Below are 15,310 nucleotides of genomic sequence, written 5' to 3' on the forward strand. Positions count from 1 at the left end.
CGCGGGGGGGGGGGGGGGGGCGGGGGGGGGGGGGGGGGGGGGGGGGGGGCCCGGGGGGGGGGGGGGGGGGGGGGGGGGGGGGGGGGGGGGGGGGGGGGGTGGGGCGGGGGGTGGCGGTCCGGTCGCCGACGCTCATGGTGCCGGTGTAGCTGCCGGCGAGCTGGGGGCAGTTGTACTTCTTCGCCGGCGCGGAGCCGATCGGGAGCACCTCGGACTTGCCGGTGAAGGTGAGCCGGTGGTCGCCGAGCGGGGCTCCGGCGGCGGCCCGCAGCCGGAGGGTGAGCTTCTGGCCCTGGGCGAGCTGGTAGGTGCCGGTGTCGGTGGGGATGCCGGAGACAGTGAGGGGCTTCCAGCTGCCGCCGGGGGCGCGCAGTTCGACGGCGAGGCTGCCGCTGCCGCTGCCGGTGAGCGTGACGGTGGTGGCGAGCTCCATTACCGTCGTGGTGCTGACGTTGTCGAAGGTGACCGTGAGTTCTCCCGGGGTGTCGCTGCTGCCGGTGACCGGCATCGGCGAGGCCATCGGGCCCTCCGGACGGTCGTACGGCCAGGGCGAGCCGGTGGCGGTCGGGGTGGCCGAGGGGGTGGCCGTGGCGGACGGCGTTTCCGAGGACTTGGCGGTGGGGCTGGGGCTGCCGGACGGGGTCTCGGCCGTCGCGGTGGCGGTCGGCGTCGTGATCGGCGTGGCGTCGGCGGCGAACGCCGGGGCCGTATCGAGGGCGGCCGGGCCGACGGTGAGCGCGAGCAGGGCGCAGGCGGCGGGAAGACGGGCGGAACGCATCGGAGGGTTCCAGCAGTGGGGTCGGGGTTCGCGCTCCGGAGGGTAGACCGACGAGGGGCGTGAACGGTTGTCCACGCCCCTCGGGTTCATTCGGCGGGGCGTCAGCTGTGCGCGCCGGCCTTGCGGCGGCGCAGGACGAACACGGTGCCGGCGCCGGCCGCCAGGACGGCGGCGCCGCCGAGGGCGATCGGCAGGGTGTTGGAGTCGGCACCGGTCTCGGCCAGGTGCGGGCCCGCCGACGGCGAGGCGGAGGCCGAACCGTGGCCGGCGGCCGCAGGGGTGCCGGCAGTCGGCGTGGCGGCCGACGCGTCGGTCACCTTGAACAGGTCGTCGACCCGGTAGCTGCCGTCGTACCGGAGGCAGCTGTCGGTGGCGGGGGCGCCCGGCACGTCCTTGGCCTCGAACTGCTCGGAGTAGCCGCTCAGCTGGGCGAAGTAGCGGGCGGTCACGGCCTTGTCGGTGGCCGCGAGACGCACCTGGAAGGTGATCTTCTGCCCCTTGGCGATCTTGTACTCGCCGAGGTCCACCTGGAGGTAGGACATGTTGTCGCCCTTGATGCTGCTCGCGGCGGGGGTCTTCCAGTCCCCACCGGGCAGCTTGACCTGGATGGTGAACGACTCCTTGCCCCAGGTGATCGGGTTGATCACCGGCTCCACCTCGCTCACGTCGGTGAAGAAGAAGTCGGCGTCGACCTTCTTGAGGTCGACCGGGCCCGTGTTCTCGAAGGTCACCGTGGCCTCCTGCGCCGCGCCGCCCTTGACCAGGGTGGTCTTCGCGAGGCCGGTGCCGGTGACCTTGAGGTCCTGGTGCAGGCCGCCGCGGCAGGGTCCGCCGCTGGGCGTCGGCATCGGCGGGGTCGGCAGGTTCGTGGGCTTGCCGGTGGGCGCCGGGGTGGTCGGGGCCGGGGTGGTGGGCGCCGAAGTGGTCGGCGCCGGGGCGCTCGGGGTGGTGCTCGGGGCCGGGGTGCTCGGCGCCGGGGCGCTCGGGGTGGCCGTGGTGGAGGTGGGGGGCGGAGAGGAGGGGACTCCGACCGCACTCGCGCTGACGGCGCCGACCGTGGTGCCGAAGGAGAGCGCCATCAGCGCGGAGGCGGCCAGAAGGCGAGAAGAGCGCACGTTGAGAAGCTCCAGATTGGGGTAAATGGGGTCGATTTCGGGCGACTTGAGGCCTCCGGCAGGGCCGTCGGCGCGGGTCGCGCCCGCGAACCCTACCGGTTGCGAGTGGCTTGTTTCGATCAGATTTGGCGCTAAGTGATCGATACTGCCCAGGCGCCCGTTCGGCCACCGGTTGCCGGGGTGGCCGGGGGGCCTGACGATGGCCGCATGAAGCACCAGATGCGAGCCGAGTACGGGGCCGGGGGTGCGACCGGCGGGGTGCGGTTGTGGCACATGGTCCGGGGGATGGAGAGTGTGGCGATGTGCGGCCGGGAGCTCGACCCGGACGCGCAGGTGCGGGAGCCCGTGGACTGGGGCAAGACGCCGGAGCTGTGCTGCCACACCTGCGGGGCGTACTACCTGCGCGAGACGCCGTACCTGTCGGCCGAACACCAGTAGTGCGTCCACGGGTGGTCTACCGTGATCGGCATGGAGCAACCCCTCGCCCGGCCGCGGTCGTTGACCCGTGAGGCCGCCGGGCTGCGGTCCGGCGTACCGGACCTGTCCGAGCACGTCGACCGGTTCTGCGCGCTGGTCGAGCGGGTGGACCCGCTGATCCACGCGTTCGTCCCGGAGCCGGGGCGGCACGACCGGCTGCGCGCGCAGGCGCGGGCGCTGGCCGCGCGGCACCCCGAATCGGCCGGGCGGCCGCCGCTGTACGGGGTGGCGGTGGGGGTCAAGGACATCGTGCACGTGGACGGGCTGCCCACGCACGGCGGTTCGGCGCTGCCGCCTGGAGTCCTGGCGGGGCCGCAGGCCGTGGTGGTGGACCGGCTGCGGGCGGCCGGGGCGCTGGTCGCCGGCAAGACGGTGACCGCCGAGTTCGCGGCGAGCGCGCCAGGACCGACCCGCAACCCGCACCATCCCGGGCACACCCCGGGCGGCTCCAGCAGCGGGTCGGCGGCGGCGGTCGCGGCGGGGCTGGTGCCGCTGGCGGTCGGCACCCAGACGGTCGGGTCGGTGATCCGGCCGGCCGCGTACTGCGGGGTGGTGGGCTTTCGGCCCACGTACGGGCGGATCCCGATGGCCGGGGTGATCCCGAACGCGCCGAGCTTCGACACCCTGGGGGTGTTCACGGCCGACCTGGCCGGGGCGGCCCTGGCGGCCGCACTGCTCTGCGACGACTGGCGGGGCGAGGCGGCAGCCGGGGCCGGGGGCCGGCCGGTGCTCGGGGTCCCGGACGGGGCGTACCTGGAGCGGGCCGAGCCGGCGGCGCTGCGCGCCTTCGAGGAGAGCCTGGAGCGCCTGGCGCAGACCGGCCTGACGGTGCGCCGGGTGCCGCTGTTCCCGGACTTCGCCGGGATCACCCGGCAATTGCAGACGATCAACCGCTTCGAGCTGGCCCGCGGCCACGCCGACTGGTTCGCCCGGTTCGGCGGCCTGTACCGGCCGGAGACGGCGGCCAGCATCCGGGTCGGCCAGGGCGTCGCGGCCGAGGACCGGGCGGCCGCGCTCCAGGCCCGGGAGCGGTTGCGCGAGCGGGTCGCCCGGGCGATCGTCGAGGCCGGGGTGGACCTGTGGCTGGCGCCGTCGGCGACCGGCGGGGCGCCGGAGGGCCTGCACAGCACCGGGGACCCGGTGATGTCGCTGCCGTGGAGCTACCTGGGCCTGCCCGCGCTGAGCCTGCCGGCCGGGCGGACGGCGGAGGGGCTGCCGCTGGGCCTCCAGGTGGTCGGCACGGCGGGCGGCGACGAGCGGCTGCTGGCCCAGGCGGCTTTTTTGGAAGGGGCGCTGGGCCGAGAAGCCTAGAAGCGACCTAGGGGCTCTCTTTCGGATCACGCCGGGCGCGCGACGCCGGAGCACGCACCTCGCCGCGTTGTCGTCGGTCGCCGATACTCCGCATGGACTCCCTCCTCCGCCTTGCGATGCACGCACTCCGACGCCGCGCGCTGATCCGACGTGATCCGAAAGAGAGCCCCTAGGCGAGCGCCGGGTCGGCCGGGTCGGTGGCCTCGGCGCGCAGCAGGCGCAGCAGGAGGCGGGCGGCCCGCTGGTAGGGGATGTCCTCGTCGTGCAGCACGGCCTGGGAGTTGGCCGTCTCCAGGAGGGCGATCAGGGCGAAGGCGAGGTCGTCGAGGTCGGTGTCGGGCCGCAGGCCGCCGGTGGCGCGGGCCTCGGCGAGGGCGTCGGCGATCACCTGGCGCCACTCGCGGGCGCAGTCGGCGAGGGCGTCCCGGACGGCGCCGGGGCGGGCGTCGAACTCGGCGGTGACCTCGTAGAAGAAGCAGCCGCCGGGGAAGATCCGGGCCCGGGAGTAGGCGAGCCAGCTCTCGCAGAGGGCGCGGGCCCGGGCGAGGCCGGGCGGGGTGTCGGCGACCGGGGCGACGACGGCGTCGGCGAAGATGCGGCGGGCGGCGCGGACGGTGGCGAGTTGGAGCTCCTCCTTGGAGCCGAAGCCGGCGAACACGCCGCTCTTGCTGAGCCCGAGGTCGGTGGCGAGGCGACCGATGGAGAGTGCGCCGAGGCCTTCGACGGAGGCGATCGTGACGGCGCGGTGCAGCACGGCCCGGCGGGTCTCCTCGCCGCGCAGGACCCGTCCGTCCGTGGTCGATCCGGCCATCGGCCACCTCAGTTCTCGTCGTCGCCGTCGCCGTCGCGGTGCGTGCCGCCAGGGTAGCCCGGGGGTGGGCGGCGGACTTCCTGTCCATAAAACTGTACGAACGGTCGTGCTAATATCCGGACCCAGCACGGCCCCCGCACCCCGGCACGCCCGTCCGCACCGACAGGGAGACCGCATGGACCCGGCCCTCGCACTGGTTCGCACCGCCCTCAACACCACCTCGCACCTGGCGCCCCGGCTGGCCGGCCGCGCCGCGTACGAGCTGTTCCAGCGTCCGCTGCGGCGCAGCGCCGTCCGCCCCGCCGAGCGGGAGACCCACCGGCAGGCCGCCGTCGAGCGGATCACCGTGAACGGCAAGGAGGTCGTCGTCTACCGCTGGGGCGACGGCGCCCGGCCGGTGCTGCTGATGCACGGCTGGCGCTCCCGCGCCTCGCGCTTCGCCCCCTACGTGCCCCGGCTGCGCGCGCTCGGGCTGAGCCCGGTCGCCTTCGACGCGCCGGGCCACGGCGACTCCGGCGGCCGGGCCACCACGGTGCTGGAGTACCGCGCCATCGCCGGGCAACTCCAGGACGGCTACGGCGGGTTCGAGGCGATCGTGGCGCACTCGCTGGGCGTGGCCGGGGCGTTCCTGGCGCTGCGCGAGGGGGTCCGGGCCGGGCGGCTGGTCGCCCTCGCAGGGGTCAGCGAATTCGCCTACCTGCCGGGCGCGTTCTGCGCCGGGCTCGGCCTCGGCCCGGTGATCGAGCGGGACCTGCGGCACCGGATCGAGCACGAGCTGTTCGCCGGCACCGAGGACCCGTGGCGGCGCTTCGACGCCGCGCACCGGCCCGAGGAGGTGCCGCTGCCGATCCTGGTGGCGCACGACGAGGGCGACGACGTGGTCGGAATATCGCACGCGCGGCGCCTGAAAGCCGCGTACGGTGACCGGCTGGAGCTACTGGTCACCCGAGGGCTCGGCCACCGCCGGATCGTCGCCGAGCCCACCGTCATCGACAACGCGATCGGCTTCCTGTCGGCCGGTCAGGAGGTCAGCGCCGCATGAGCCGTGCCGGAGAACTCGTCGAACTGCACGCCCGATCGCTGGAGTTGGCCGCCGAAGTGGTGGACGGCCTGCGGCCCGACCAGCTGGAGCTGCCGAGCCCGTGCGCGGGCTGGACGCTGCGCCGGCTGATGGGGCACATCGTCGGCCAGCACCAGGGCTTCGCCGCGGCCGCCCGCGGCGCCGGGCCCGACCTCGCGCTCTGGGCCGACGCCCCGGTCGGCGACGACCCGGCGGGCGCCTTCCGCCGCACGGGCGCCGAGCTCACCGCGGCGTTCCGCGAGGCCGCGGCGGCCGGGCGCGACGTCTGGCTGCCGGAGATCCAGCACGGCGGCCCCTTCCCGCTGGCGCACGCGGTCGGCTTCCACCTGCTCGACACCCTGGTGCACGGCTGGGACGTCGCGGCCGCGCTCGGCGTCCAGGCCCCGTTCACCGCCGTCGTGGACGGCGACGAGGAGCTGGCGGCGACCCTGCTGGCGGTCGCCGAGGCCGTCCCGGCCGCACCGGAGAACCGGGTGCCAGGCAAGGCGTTCGCCCCGCGCCGCGAAGCGGGCACGGCGGGCGGCCGGTTCGACCGCGCGCTGGCCCTGCTCGGGCGGGACCCGGCCTGGAAGGCCTAGGAACGCGGGCCCGGATAGCCCGGTTCGGAGAGCTAGGCGTGCCGGCCGCCGCGCTGTTCGTCGGGGAAGCGAGGCCCGCCGATCAGGAAGAGCAGCGCGGCGGTCGGAAAGCCGGTCGAGGCGGCCACTAGCACGATGAACTCCCAGAACATCTCCTGCTCCTCGTCAGTCCCGGGCCGCCCGGACACCCGAAGGTGATCCCAAACCTGACAGGCCCTGATTGGCCGAATTGTCCGGTCGTTATTCGACGGTATGACCGGATTGCCCCGGCTGCCACCGGGCGGCGGCGACCGGCCCGCGCCACACCGGCGCAGGGGTCTGGGCGCGGGCCGGGGGCGGCGGCCACACTGTCGGGATGCAGCTACAGCTCGCAGGGGAAGCACGGCGGCCGGACCGCGAGAGCGAGGACTTCGCGGCGGCCTCGCCGGAGGCGCTGGTACTGCTGGACGGTGCGAGTTCGCCGACCGGCCTGGAGTCCGGGTGCCGGCACGGAACCGCCTGGTACGTCCGCCGGTTGGGCGTGCACCTGCTCGCCCGGCTCACCGACCGGGTGGACCGCTCGATCGCCGAATGCCTGGCCGACGCCATCGTGGAGACGGCCGCGCTGCACGGCGGCCGCTGCGACCTGGGCCACCCCAACACCCCCGCGGCGATGGTGGTGGCTGCCCGCCGGCACGGCGAGTCGCTGGAGTACCTGGTGCTCGGCGACTCGCTGCTGGTGCTGGAGTACAAAGACGGCCCGCCGAAGGTGATCGGGGACAACCAGCGCTTCCCCGGCGGGGAGGAACTGCGCCGGCAGGTCTGGGCGACCGTCCCCGGCTCGGCCGAGCGGGCCGCGCTGCACCTGGAGTACGCGCTGGCCGTCCGGTCCGCCCGCAACCGGGGCAACGGTCCGTGGATCGCCGCGGCCAGCCCGAAGGCGGCCGGGCACGCCGAGACCGGCTTCGTCCGGCTGGAGCGGCTGCACGCGCTGGCCGCGCTCACCGACGGCGCCTCGCGCTTCACCGAACGCTTCGGGCTGGGGAGTTGGGCGGACGCGCTGCGGCTGCTCGCCGAGTCCGGTCCGGGTGAACTGATCGCGCAGGTCCGCGAGGTCGAGCGGGCGGACGCCGCCTGCGAGCGCTGGCCACGCGGCAAGGCGCACGACGACGCCTCGGCCGTCTACGCGCTCCTGTAGCGCGCGGAGGACGGCCGAGGCGCCCGGGGTGGTGCCGTCAGTCGATCGGGTGGCCGAACCGGCCGGACTGGAAGTCCCGCATGGCCTGCTCCAGTTCGCGGTGGCTGTTCATCACGAACGGCCCGTACCAGGCGACCGGTTCGCGGATCGGCTGCCCGCCGAGCAGGATCACGTCCAGGTTGGGGTGGCGGGAGTCCTGCTTGGTGTCGGCGGTGATGGTGATGGTGTCGCCCTCGCCGAACACGGCCGCCTGCCCGGTGTGGATCGGGCGGCCCTCGGCGCCGACGGTGCCGTCGCCGTTGAGGACGTAGGCGAGCGCGTTGAAGTCCGGCCGCCACGGCAGGGTGACCTGCGCGCCCGGGGTGATGCTGGCGTGCAGCAGGGTTATCGGGGTGTGGGTGACGCCCGGGCCCCGGTGGCCGTCCAGCTCGCCCGCGATGAGCCGCAGGATCGCGCCGCCGTCCGGGGTGGAGAGCAGCTTGACGTGGCCGCCGTGGATGTCCTGGTAGCGCGGGGCGGCCATCTTGTCGGAGGCCGGGAGGTTGACCCACAGCTGGATGCCGTGGAACAGGCCGCCGGTGGCCACCAGCGACTCCGGCGGCGTCTCGATGTGCAGGATGCCCGAGCCGGCCGTCATCCACTGGGTGTCGCCGCCGCCGAGATGGCCGCCGCCGCCGTGAGAGTCCTTGTGGATGAACTCGCCGTCGATCAGGTAGGTGACCGTCTCGAAGCCGCGGTGCGGGTGCCAGGGCGTGCCCTTGGGCTCGCCGGCGGCGTACTCCACCTCGCCCATCTGGTCCATCATGATGAACGGGTCGAGGTGCTTGGTGTTGATCTTGGCGAAGGCGCGGCGGACGGGGAAGCCCTCGCCTTCGAAGCCCTCGGGTGCGGTCGCGATGGTGAGGACCGGCCGGGCGCTGGTGGCGGCGGGGTCGGGGGTGGCGACGCGCGGCAGGGTCAGCGGGTTGTCGACGGTCACGGCGGGCATGTCGGCCTCCTTCGGGGGGTTCCTCTGGCCTACGTCCACGAGGTTAGTTCAATTCTCAACAACAAGCAAGTTGAAAGTTGAACCATATGGTGACGAAGGAGCGCGGGGCTCCTCCTCCAGGATGGGTCAGCCGTACATGCGGCGCATGGTGAAGTCGACCATCTGCTCGACCGCCTTGGCGTCGAACACCATCCGGTGCTCGCCCTCCATGTCCAGCGCGAAGCCGTAGCCGGTCGGCAGCAGGTCCAGGACCTCGGCGCCGGTGACGGTGAAGTGCTTGGAGTCCTTGCCGGCGTAGCGGCGCAGCTCCTTCAGCGAGCTGAACATCGGGATCACCGGCGTCGGCGTGTTGTGCAGCGCCAGGAAGCCGGGCCGCTCGCCGCGAGGGCAGTGCACCTTCGAGGTGATGAAGATGGCCTGGAAGTCCTCGACCGCCATCGAGCCCGTGGTGAACGCCCGGACGGCGTCCGCCAGTGACGGCGGGGAGGGCTCGGGGTAGAGGGACTGCTGGGACGCCTGCGACTGCGCGCCGTAGGCGTCGGGGCCGGGCATGCCGTTCATGCCCGGCTGCGGACCCGCCTGCTGCTGGTAGGGGTCGCCCGGGTATGCGTTCTGGTCATATCCGTACACACGGACAGGCTATCGGGAGCGCACCCGCCCGTGCGGGCGTCGATCCTGACAAGGACTGGTCGTCCCGCCTTGTGGGACGTGACCACGTTCATAGCGGATTCACCGCCAGGGGCTTGCCCAAGTTACCGCTGGGTAGCATCATGATGCGTACTGGTGGGTACGGGGCGCCCGAACGCGGCGGTCTCCCGGAAGCGACGAACCGGAGAAAACGGCCATGGGTCACTACAAGTCCAACCTGCGGGACGTGGAGTTCAACCTCTTCGAGGTGTTCGGTCGCGAGCAGGTCTACGGCTCCGGACCGTTCGCGGACATGGACGTCGAGACCGCGAAGAACATCCTGAGCGAGATCTCGCGCCTCGCCGAGAACGACCTCGCCGCGTCCTTCGTCGACAGCGACCGCAACCCGCCGGTCTTCGACCCCGAGACCAACACCGCGCCGGTCCCGGCCACCTTCAAGAAGAGCTACCAGACCTACATGGACGCCGAGTGGTGGCGTCTGGGCATCCCGGAGGCGATCGGCGGCCAGGTCACCCCGTCCTCCCTGATCTGGGCCTACGCCGAGCAGGTCCTGGGCTCCAACCCGGCCATCTGGATGTACTCCTCCGGCCCCGCCTTCGCCGGCGTCGTCCACGACGAGGGCACCGAGGAGCAGAAGAAGGTCGCCCAGCGGATGACCGACCGCCTCTGGGGCGCCACCATGGTCCTCACCGAGCCCGACGCGGGCTCGGACGTGGGCGCCGGCCGCACCAAGGCGATCAAGCAGGAGGACGGCTCCTGGCACATCGAGGGTGTGAAGCGCTTCATCACCTCGGGCGAGCACGACATGTCCGAGAACATCATCCACCTGGTGCTGGCCCGCCCCGAGGGCGGCAAGCCCGGCACCAAGGGCCTGGGCCTGTACATCGTCCCCAAGTTCGACTTCGACTGGGAGACCGGCGAGCTGGGCGAGCGCAACGGCGCCTACGCCACCAACGTCGAGCACAAGATGGGCCTCAAGGCCTCGAACACCTGCGAGATGACCTTCGGTGCCAAGCACCCGGCCAAGGGCTGGCTGCTCGGCGAGAAGGTCGACGGCATCCGCCAGATGTTCAAGATCATCGAGTTCGCCCGGATGATGGTCGGCACGAAGGCCATCGCCACCCTCTCCACCGGCTACCTGAACGCCCTGGAGTACGCCAAGGAGCGCGTGCAGGGCGCCGACATCTCGCAGTTCCTGGACAAGACCGCCCCGCGCGTCACCATCACCCACCACCCGGACGTGCGCCGCTCGCTGCTCACCCAGAAGGCCTACGCCGAGGGCATGCGCGCGCTGGTCCTGTTCACCGCGTCCGTCCAGGACGACATGGTGGCCGCCGGCCTGCGCGGCGAGCGCGACGAGGCCGCCGAGCGCCTCAACGACCTGCTGCTGCCGATCGTCAAGGGCTACGGCTCCGAGAAGTCCTACGAGCAGCTCGCCCAGTCCCTGCAGACCTTCGGTGGCTCCGGCTACCTGCAGGAGTACCCGATCGAGCAGTACATCCGGGACGCCAAGATCGACACCCTCTACGAGGGCACCACCGCGATCCAGGGCCAGGACTTCTTCTTCCGCAAGATCGTCAAGGACGGCGGCCAGGCGCTCACCGCGCTGTCCGAGCAGATCCAGAAGTTCCTCGGCGCGGCCGAGGGCGGCGACGCCCTGGCCGCCGAGCGCGAGCTGCTCGCCAAGGCCGTCGGCGACCTGGACGCCATCGTGGGCAAGCTGCTGGCCGACCTCACCTCGGTCGAGCAGGACGTCAAGAACATGTACAAGGTGGGCCTCAACACCACCCGCCTGCTGCTCGTCTCCGGCGACGTCGTCGTCGGCTGGCTGCTGCTGCGTCAGGCCGCGGTGGCCCTGGCCAAGCTGGAGGCCGGCGCCTCGGAGAAGGACGTCCCGTTCTACCAGGGCAAGGTCGCGGCGGCCCGCTTCTTCGCCAAGAACGTCCTGCCGACCGTCGCCCCGCAGCGGCTGATCGCCGAGGGCATCGACAACGAGATCATGGACCTGGCGGAGGAGGCCTTCTGAGGCCCTCGCCCCACCCGTCACCCGCCGCCGCGCCCCCAGGGGCGCCGCGAGGGGCGTGACACCTCTCCGACCGTCTGACACCACCCTCACGCCGAAGGGCCCGGCTCCCGCCGGGCCCTTCGGCGTTGCCGCCCGTTCGCCGCCCTGCACGCTGTCCGTTCGCGGTCCCGCGCGCCGCCCGTTCGCCGCCCCGCACCCGTCGCCGAGTTCGCCCGTTTCGCACCTGTTGCACGGGGCCGGCGGCACGGTGTCGGGCATGGCGATGACCGTCCGCGACCGGGGCGGATCTCTGGGTGTACGGAGTTCGGCACGGCGTCACTTCACGGTTGTGTCCTCGTTCTGCATCCGTTGGGAGGTTCCGAATTCCCTGTCCGTGTACGGGCATATGCTCAAGGTGCGAAGCCGACTCCCCATCCGGCTTCAGCCCTCCCTCGACTCAGGAGCAGTATGTCGACCGCCGCCGCCCGCCAGGCATTCTTCGACCGGACGCACAGCGACGATCTGATCGCGTTCCTCGGCACCTCGCCGTCCCCGTACCACGCGGTCGCGAGCGCCGCCGAGCGGCTGGAGAAGGCAGGCTTCCGGCAGGTCGCCGAGACCGACGTCTGGGACGGCGCCGCCGGCGGCCGTTACCTGATCCGGGGCGGCGCCCTGATCGCCTGGTACCTGCCGGAGAGCGCCCGCCCCGAGACCCCGTTCCGGGTGGTCGGTACCCACACCGACTCGCCGAACCTGCGGGTCAAGCCGGTGCCGGACACCGGCTCGGCCGGCTGGCGCCAGGTCGCCGTGGAGATCTACGGCGGCGTCCCGCTGAACACCTGGCTGGACCGTGACCTCGGGCTCTCCGGCCGCCTCGCGCTGAAGGACGGCAGCTCGCGGCTCGTCCAGCTGGACGAGCCGCTGCTGCGGGTGCCGCAGCTCGCGATCCACCTGGACCGCCAGGTCAACGACGGCATGAAGCTCGACAAGCAGCGCCACCTCACCCCGATCTGGGGCCTCGGCCCGGTCGACGAGGGCTCGCTGATCTCCTACGTCGCCGAGCGCGCCGGCGTGGACGCCGCCGACGTGGCGGGCTGGGACCTGATGACGCACGACGTCCAGCCGGCCGCCTACCTGGGCCGCGACCGCGAGCTGCTGGCCGGCCCGCGCCTGGACAACCTGCTGTCCGTCCACGCCGCCACCGCCGCGCTGGCCGCCGTCGCCTCCGCCGAGGGCGCCGCCGACCTGCCGTACATCCCCGTGCTGGCCGCCTTCGACCACGAGGAGACCGGCAGCGAGTCGGACACCGGCGCGCAGAGCCCGCTGCTCGGCAACGTCCTCGACCGCACCGTCCACGCGCGCGGCGGCACCCCGGAGGACCGCGCCCGGGCGCTCGCCGGGACGATCTGCCTCTCCTCCGACATGGGCCACGCCGTCCACCCGAACTACGCCGAGCGGCACGAGCCGGGCCACCACCCGCTGCCGAACGGCGGGCCGATCCTCAAGGTCAACGTCAACAACCGCTACGCGACCGACGGCGTCGGCCGGGCGGTGTTCGCGGCCGCCTGCGAGAAGGCCGGCGTGCCGTGGCAGTCCTTCGTGTCCAACAACGCGATGCCCTGCGGCACCACCATCGGCCCGATCACCGCGGCGCGCCTCGGCATCAAGACGGTGGACTGCGGCATCGCGGCGCTGTCCATGCACTCGGCGCGCGAACTGTGCGGCGCCGAGGACCCGTACCTGCTGGCCAGCGCGATCAAGGCGTTCCTGGAGGGCTGATCCCGGGCTGATCCCCCCTCAACGGCGAAGGGGCCCGGCGGAGTACGCTCCGCCGGGCCCCTTCCGTGTTGGACGGGCCACTCCAGGGCTACTCCAGGCCGGCGAGCACCAGCGGCAGCCGGCGCGCGCCGTCGGCGACCAGCTTCACCGGCACGCCCCAGTCCTGCTGGTGCACGTGGCAGGCCGGGAACTCGATCTCCGGATCGTCGTCGCAGGACGCGGCCATCGCCGAGACGTGCAGCACGCCCTCGGCGACCTCCTCGGAGAGGACCAGCTCGCGCGACAGGTCGCTGTCCGCGCCCGCGCCGGAGACCAGCAGCTCGGGCGGGGTCGCGCTGACCAGCAGCCGGGTGGACGGGCCGTACCGCTCGTCCAGCTTCTGGCCGCTCGGCGCCGAGAACACCACGTCCAGCCGGAACGCGCCCGGCGCGACCTCGGTGGCCGCCCGCCGGGTGCGGTGCGCGACCGACTCGACCCGCACCGCCTCCTCCGGCAGCCGCAGCCTGGTCAGCCGGTGCCGGGCCGACTCGACCACCACGATGTCCCCGTCCACCAGGACCGCGCCGGACGGCTCGCGCAGGTCGGTGGCCAGCGTGGTGACCTCGCCGCTCGCAGGGTCGAAGCGGCGCAGCGCGTGGTTGTAGGTGTCGCTGATCGCCACCGAGCCGTCCGGCAGCACGGTGACGCCCAGCGGGTGCTGGAGCAGCGCCTGCTCGGCCGCGCCGTCCCGGTGGCCGAAGTCGAAGAGGCCGGTGCCGACGGCGGTGTGGACCGTCCCGGTTTCACGTGAAACCCACCGGATCGCGGACGTCTCCGAGTCGGCCACCCACAGCCGCTCGCCGTCCGCCGAGACCGCCAGACCGGACGGCTGGGCGAACCAGGCCTCGCCGACGGGCCCGTCCACCAGGCCCTCGTTGGTGGTGCCGGCCGCGACGCCGACCGTGCCGGCGGCCGGGTCGTACGCCCACAGCTGGTGCACGCCGGCCATCGCGATCCACACCCGGCCGTCGAACCAGGCGACGTCCCACGGCGAGGAGAGGTCCACCTCGCGGGCCGGGCCCTCGGTCGCCGAACCCTGCCACCACTGGCGGCCGGTGCCCGCCAGCGTGGCCACGGAGCCGTCCGCCAGCCGCACCCCGCGCAGCGCGTGGTTGACGGTGTCGGCCACGATCACGTCGAAGTCCGAGCCCTCCGGCAGCAGCGCCAGCCCCTGCGGCTCGCTGAACCGGGGGCTGGTGCCGTCCACCAGACCGCGCTGCCCGTCGCCGATCCGGCGGACCACCGTCTCGCCGTCCTCGGCCAGCTCCACCAGCGAGTGGTGGCCGGAGTCGGCGACCAGGAAGTGCCCGCCGGGCAGCCGGACCGCCTTGCCCGGGAACTTGAGATCCCCCGCGGTCGGCTCCGGCGCCACGTACGGGCCGTCGCCGCGGCGCAGCGTGCCCTTCGCCGCGTGCTCGGCCTCCAACTCCTCCACCAGCCGCGCGATCGCGTGCGCGTGGCCCTCACCCGCGTGCTGGGCGACCACGTACCCCTCCGGGTCGATCACCACCAGCGTCGGCCAGGCCCGTACGGCGTACTGCTTCCACGTCGCCAGCGCCGGATCGTCCAGCACCGGGTGGTGCACCTCGTACCGGGCGACCGCGTCCACCACGGCCTGGTGGTCCGCCTCGTGCACGAACTTCGGCGAGTGCACCCCGACGATCACCACGGTGTCCCGGTGCTTCTCCTCCAACTCCCGCAGCTCGTCCAGGACGTGCAGACAGTTGACACAGCAGAACGTCCAGAAGTCCAGGATGGTGATCTTGCCCCGGAAGTCGGCGAGCGTCAGCTCCTTGCCACCGGTGTTCAGCCAACCGCCTGCCCCGACCAGCTCGGGGGCGCGTACACGTGCACGAGATGCCATGCCTCAATCAAACCGCACGGGCGGTGTCCGCATTCCGGGCGTCCCGGTTCAGGCGGCTGCTGCGCGTGCGGGGCTGGTCTCGACGATCTCCCGAGCGACCAGGAGCGGGGTATCCTCCCACCCGAGCAGAGCCTTGGTGACGGCGACTGCCGGGACGATGCTCGTCCCGCGTTCGACCAGCAGGGCTTGCACCGCATCCATACCCTCGCTCGCGAGCACAGGACGACACTCCTCGACCAGCGCGGTCCACTGCACGGCTACCTCGGGCTGTAGCCCGGCGACGTTCTCGAACATGGCACTCCTCCTCGCGTACGAGCAACCCCACCGACCGCGAGCCGACCGAGCGCAGCCGCCACAACTCTTGCGGGATTCTCGCAAGCCTCGTGCCGAGACGCTGATCATTTTCCGAACCCGAGCATCCGGTAACCGGGTGCGCGTGGCATCGAGCGGCATCACACTCAAACTCGTTTAATTCCGAAGGGAGTTGGGTGTCAGAAGGTCCAGAAGTCCAGGATGGTGATCTTGCCCCGGAAGTCGGCGAGCGTCAGCTCCTTGCCACCGGTGTTCAGCCAACCGCCTGCCCCGACCAGCTCGGGGGCGCGTACACGTGCACGAGATGCCATGTCTGTATCCAACCGCATCGTGGTCGGGCGGCATTC

Annotated in this window: 15 protein-coding genes; 8 read left to right on the forward strand and 7 right to left on the reverse strand. The window is 72.8% G+C overall.

Going from position 1 to position 15,310, the window contains the following annotated elements:
- Positions 1-326: 326 nt before the first annotated feature.
- Positions 327-824, forward strand: coding sequence for a hypothetical protein (locus ACFVHI_RS03590; RefSeq protein WP_380335398.1), 498 nt, complete (start codon positions 327-329; stop codon positions 822-824).
- A 55-nt stretch (positions 825-879) separates the two neighbouring features.
- Here the strand turns inward: ACFVHI_RS03590 and ACFVHI_RS03595 are convergent, their stop codons facing one another.
- Entirely contained in the window at positions 880-1,893 is a 1,014-nt protein-coding gene (locus ACFVHI_RS03595; RefSeq protein WP_380335399.1) for an LAETG motif-containing sortase-dependent surface protein, read from the reverse strand.
- A 207-nt stretch (positions 1,894-2,100) separates the two neighbouring features.
- On the opposite strand from ACFVHI_RS03595, the gene ACFVHI_RS03600 reads away from it, so the two are divergent.
- Together ACFVHI_RS03600 and ACFVHI_RS03605 are read left to right on the forward strand one after the other, a co-directional pair.
- The gene (locus ACFVHI_RS03600) at positions 2,101-2,331 is read left to right on the forward strand and encodes a hypothetical protein (protein WP_063348366.1); all 231 of its coding nucleotides are present in this window, start codon (positions 2,101-2,103) and stop codon (positions 2,329-2,331) included.
- Positions 2,332-2,361: 30 nt separating this feature from the next.
- The gene (locus tag ACFVHI_RS03605; protein WP_380335402.1) at positions 2,362-3,681 is read left to right on the forward strand and encodes an amidase; all 1,320 of its coding nucleotides are present in this window, start codon (positions 2,362-2,364) and stop codon (positions 3,679-3,681) included.
- 169 nt (positions 3,682-3,850) lie between these two features.
- Here ACFVHI_RS03605 and ACFVHI_RS03610 read toward each other — a convergent pair whose 3' ends face one another.
- Complete coding sequence (locus tag ACFVHI_RS03610; RefSeq protein WP_063348365.1) at positions 3,851-4,492, reverse strand: TetR/AcrR family transcriptional regulator; 642 nt, start codon at positions 4,490-4,492, stop codon at positions 3,851-3,853.
- A 175-nt stretch (positions 4,493-4,667) separates the two neighbouring features.
- On the opposite strand from ACFVHI_RS03610, the gene ACFVHI_RS03615 reads away from it, so the two are divergent.
- The 3 genes from ACFVHI_RS03615 to ACFVHI_RS03625 all read left to right on the forward strand — a co-directional run bounded on the left by ACFVHI_RS03615 (position 4,668) and on the right by ACFVHI_RS03625 (position 7,328).
- Entirely contained in the window at positions 4,668-5,534 is an 867-nt protein-coding gene (locus ACFVHI_RS03615) for an alpha/beta hydrolase (RefSeq protein ID WP_380335405.1), read from the forward strand.
- Positions 5,531-6,151 (forward strand): TIGR03086 family metal-binding protein, encoded by a 621-nt coding sequence (locus tag ACFVHI_RS03620; RefSeq protein ID WP_380335408.1) that lies wholly within the window; start codon positions 5,531-5,533, stop codon positions 6,149-6,151. Before ACFVHI_RS03615 ends, ACFVHI_RS03620 begins: the two co-directional genes overlap by 4 nt.
- A gap of 355 nt (positions 6,152-6,506) precedes the next feature.
- The gene (locus tag ACFVHI_RS03625; RefSeq protein WP_063348362.1) at positions 6,507-7,328 is read left to right on the forward strand and encodes a protein phosphatase 2C domain-containing protein; all 822 of its coding nucleotides are present in this window, start codon (positions 6,507-6,509) and stop codon (positions 7,326-7,328) included.
- Between the two features lie 37 nt (positions 7,329-7,365).
- Here the strand turns inward: ACFVHI_RS03625 and ACFVHI_RS03630 are convergent, their stop codons facing one another.
- A complete protein-coding gene (locus ACFVHI_RS03630; protein WP_063348361.1) occupies positions 7,366-8,316 on the reverse strand; it encodes a pirin family protein in 951 nt (316 codons plus the stop codon).
- A 126-nt stretch (positions 8,317-8,442) separates the two neighbouring features.
- Complete coding sequence (locus tag ACFVHI_RS03635) at positions 8,443-8,946, reverse strand: SseB family protein (protein WP_063348360.1); 504 nt, start codon at positions 8,944-8,946, stop codon at positions 8,443-8,445.
- Between the two features lie 214 nt (positions 8,947-9,160).
- Between ACFVHI_RS03635 and ACFVHI_RS03640 the strand changes: the two genes are divergently transcribed.
- Both ACFVHI_RS03640 and ACFVHI_RS03645 read left to right on the forward strand, forming a co-directional pair.
- The gene (locus tag ACFVHI_RS03640) at positions 9,161-10,990 is read left to right on the forward strand and encodes an acyl-CoA dehydrogenase (RefSeq protein WP_063348359.1); all 1,830 of its coding nucleotides are present in this window, start codon (positions 9,161-9,163) and stop codon (positions 10,988-10,990) included.
- A gap of 447 nt (positions 10,991-11,437) precedes the next feature.
- The gene (locus ACFVHI_RS03645) at positions 11,438-12,748 is read left to right on the forward strand and encodes a M18 family aminopeptidase (protein ID WP_063348358.1); all 1,311 of its coding nucleotides are present in this window, start codon (positions 11,438-11,440) and stop codon (positions 12,746-12,748) included.
- An 88-nt stretch (positions 12,749-12,836) separates the two neighbouring features.
- Here the strand turns inward: ACFVHI_RS03645 and ACFVHI_RS03650 are convergent, their stop codons facing one another.
- From ACFVHI_RS03650 to ACFVHI_RS03660, 3 genes are all read right to left on the reverse strand, one after another.
- On the reverse strand, positions 12,837-14,651 hold the full coding sequence (locus ACFVHI_RS03650) for an NHL domain-containing thioredoxin family protein (RefSeq protein ID WP_380335413.1): 1,815 nt from the start codon (positions 14,649-14,651) through the stop codon (positions 12,837-12,839).
- Positions 14,652-14,699: 48 nt separating this feature from the next.
- Entirely contained in the window at positions 14,700-14,945 is a 246-nt protein-coding gene (locus ACFVHI_RS03655) for a hypothetical protein (RefSeq protein ID WP_380335416.1), read from the reverse strand.
- Positions 14,946-15,142: 197 nt separating this feature from the next.
- Positions 15,143-15,274 carry a hypothetical protein gene (locus tag ACFVHI_RS03660; RefSeq protein WP_380335538.1) on the reverse strand — a complete coding sequence of 44 codons (132 nt, stop codon included), beginning with the start codon at positions 15,272-15,274 and terminating at the stop codon, positions 15,143-15,145.
- Positions 15,275-15,310: the final 36 nt, after the last annotated feature.

The organism is Kitasatospora sp. NPDC127121, from assembly GCF_042677305.1.
Taxonomy (GTDB): Bacteria; Actinomycetota; Actinomycetes; order Streptomycetales; family Streptomycetaceae; genus Kitasatospora.

Excerpts from the sequence above, each read along its gene's own strand:
- ACFVHI_RS03590 (WP_380335398.1), top strand. The coding sequence starts at position 327 with ATGCCGGAGACAGTGAGGGGCTTCCAGCTGCCGCCGGGGGCGCGCAGT.
- ACFVHI_RS03600 (WP_063348366.1), top strand. The coding sequence starts at position 2,101 with ATGAAGCACCAGATGCGAGCCGAGTACGGGGCCGGGGGTGCGACCGGC.
- ACFVHI_RS03605 (WP_380335402.1), top strand. The coding sequence starts at position 2,362 with ATGGAGCAACCCCTCGCCCGGCCGCGGTCGTTGACCCGTGAGGCCGCC.
- ACFVHI_RS03610 (WP_063348365.1), bottom strand. The coding sequence starts at position 4,492 with ATGGCCGGATCGACCACGGACGGACGGGTCCTGCGCGGCGAGGAGACC.
- ACFVHI_RS03615 (WP_380335405.1), top strand. The coding sequence starts at position 4,668 with ATGGACCCGGCCCTCGCACTGGTTCGCACCGCCCTCAACACCACCTCG.
- ACFVHI_RS03620 (WP_380335408.1), top strand. The coding sequence starts at position 5,531 with ATGAGCCGTGCCGGAGAACTCGTCGAACTGCACGCCCGATCGCTGGAG.
- ACFVHI_RS03625 (WP_063348362.1), top strand. The coding sequence starts at position 6,507 with ATGCAGCTACAGCTCGCAGGGGAAGCACGGCGGCCGGACCGCGAGAGC.
- ACFVHI_RS03630 (WP_063348361.1), bottom strand. The coding sequence starts at position 8,316 with ATGCCCGCCGTGACCGTCGACAACCCGCTGACCCTGCCGCGCGTCGCC.
- ACFVHI_RS03640 (WP_063348359.1), top strand. The coding sequence starts at position 9,161 with ATGGGTCACTACAAGTCCAACCTGCGGGACGTGGAGTTCAACCTCTTC.
- ACFVHI_RS03645 (WP_063348358.1), top strand. The coding sequence starts at position 11,438 with ATGTCGACCGCCGCCGCCCGCCAGGCATTCTTCGACCGGACGCACAGC.
- ACFVHI_RS03650 (WP_380335413.1), bottom strand. The coding sequence starts at position 14,651 with ATGGCATCTCGTGCACGTGTACGCGCCCCCGAGCTGGTCGGGGCAGGC.
- ACFVHI_RS03655 (WP_380335416.1), bottom strand. The coding sequence starts at position 14,945 with ATGTTCGAGAACGTCGCCGGGCTACAGCCCGAGGTAGCCGTGCAGTGG.
- ACFVHI_RS03660 (WP_380335538.1), bottom strand. The coding sequence starts at position 15,274 with ATGGCATCTCGTGCACGTGTACGCGCCCCCGAGCTGGTCGGGGCAGGC.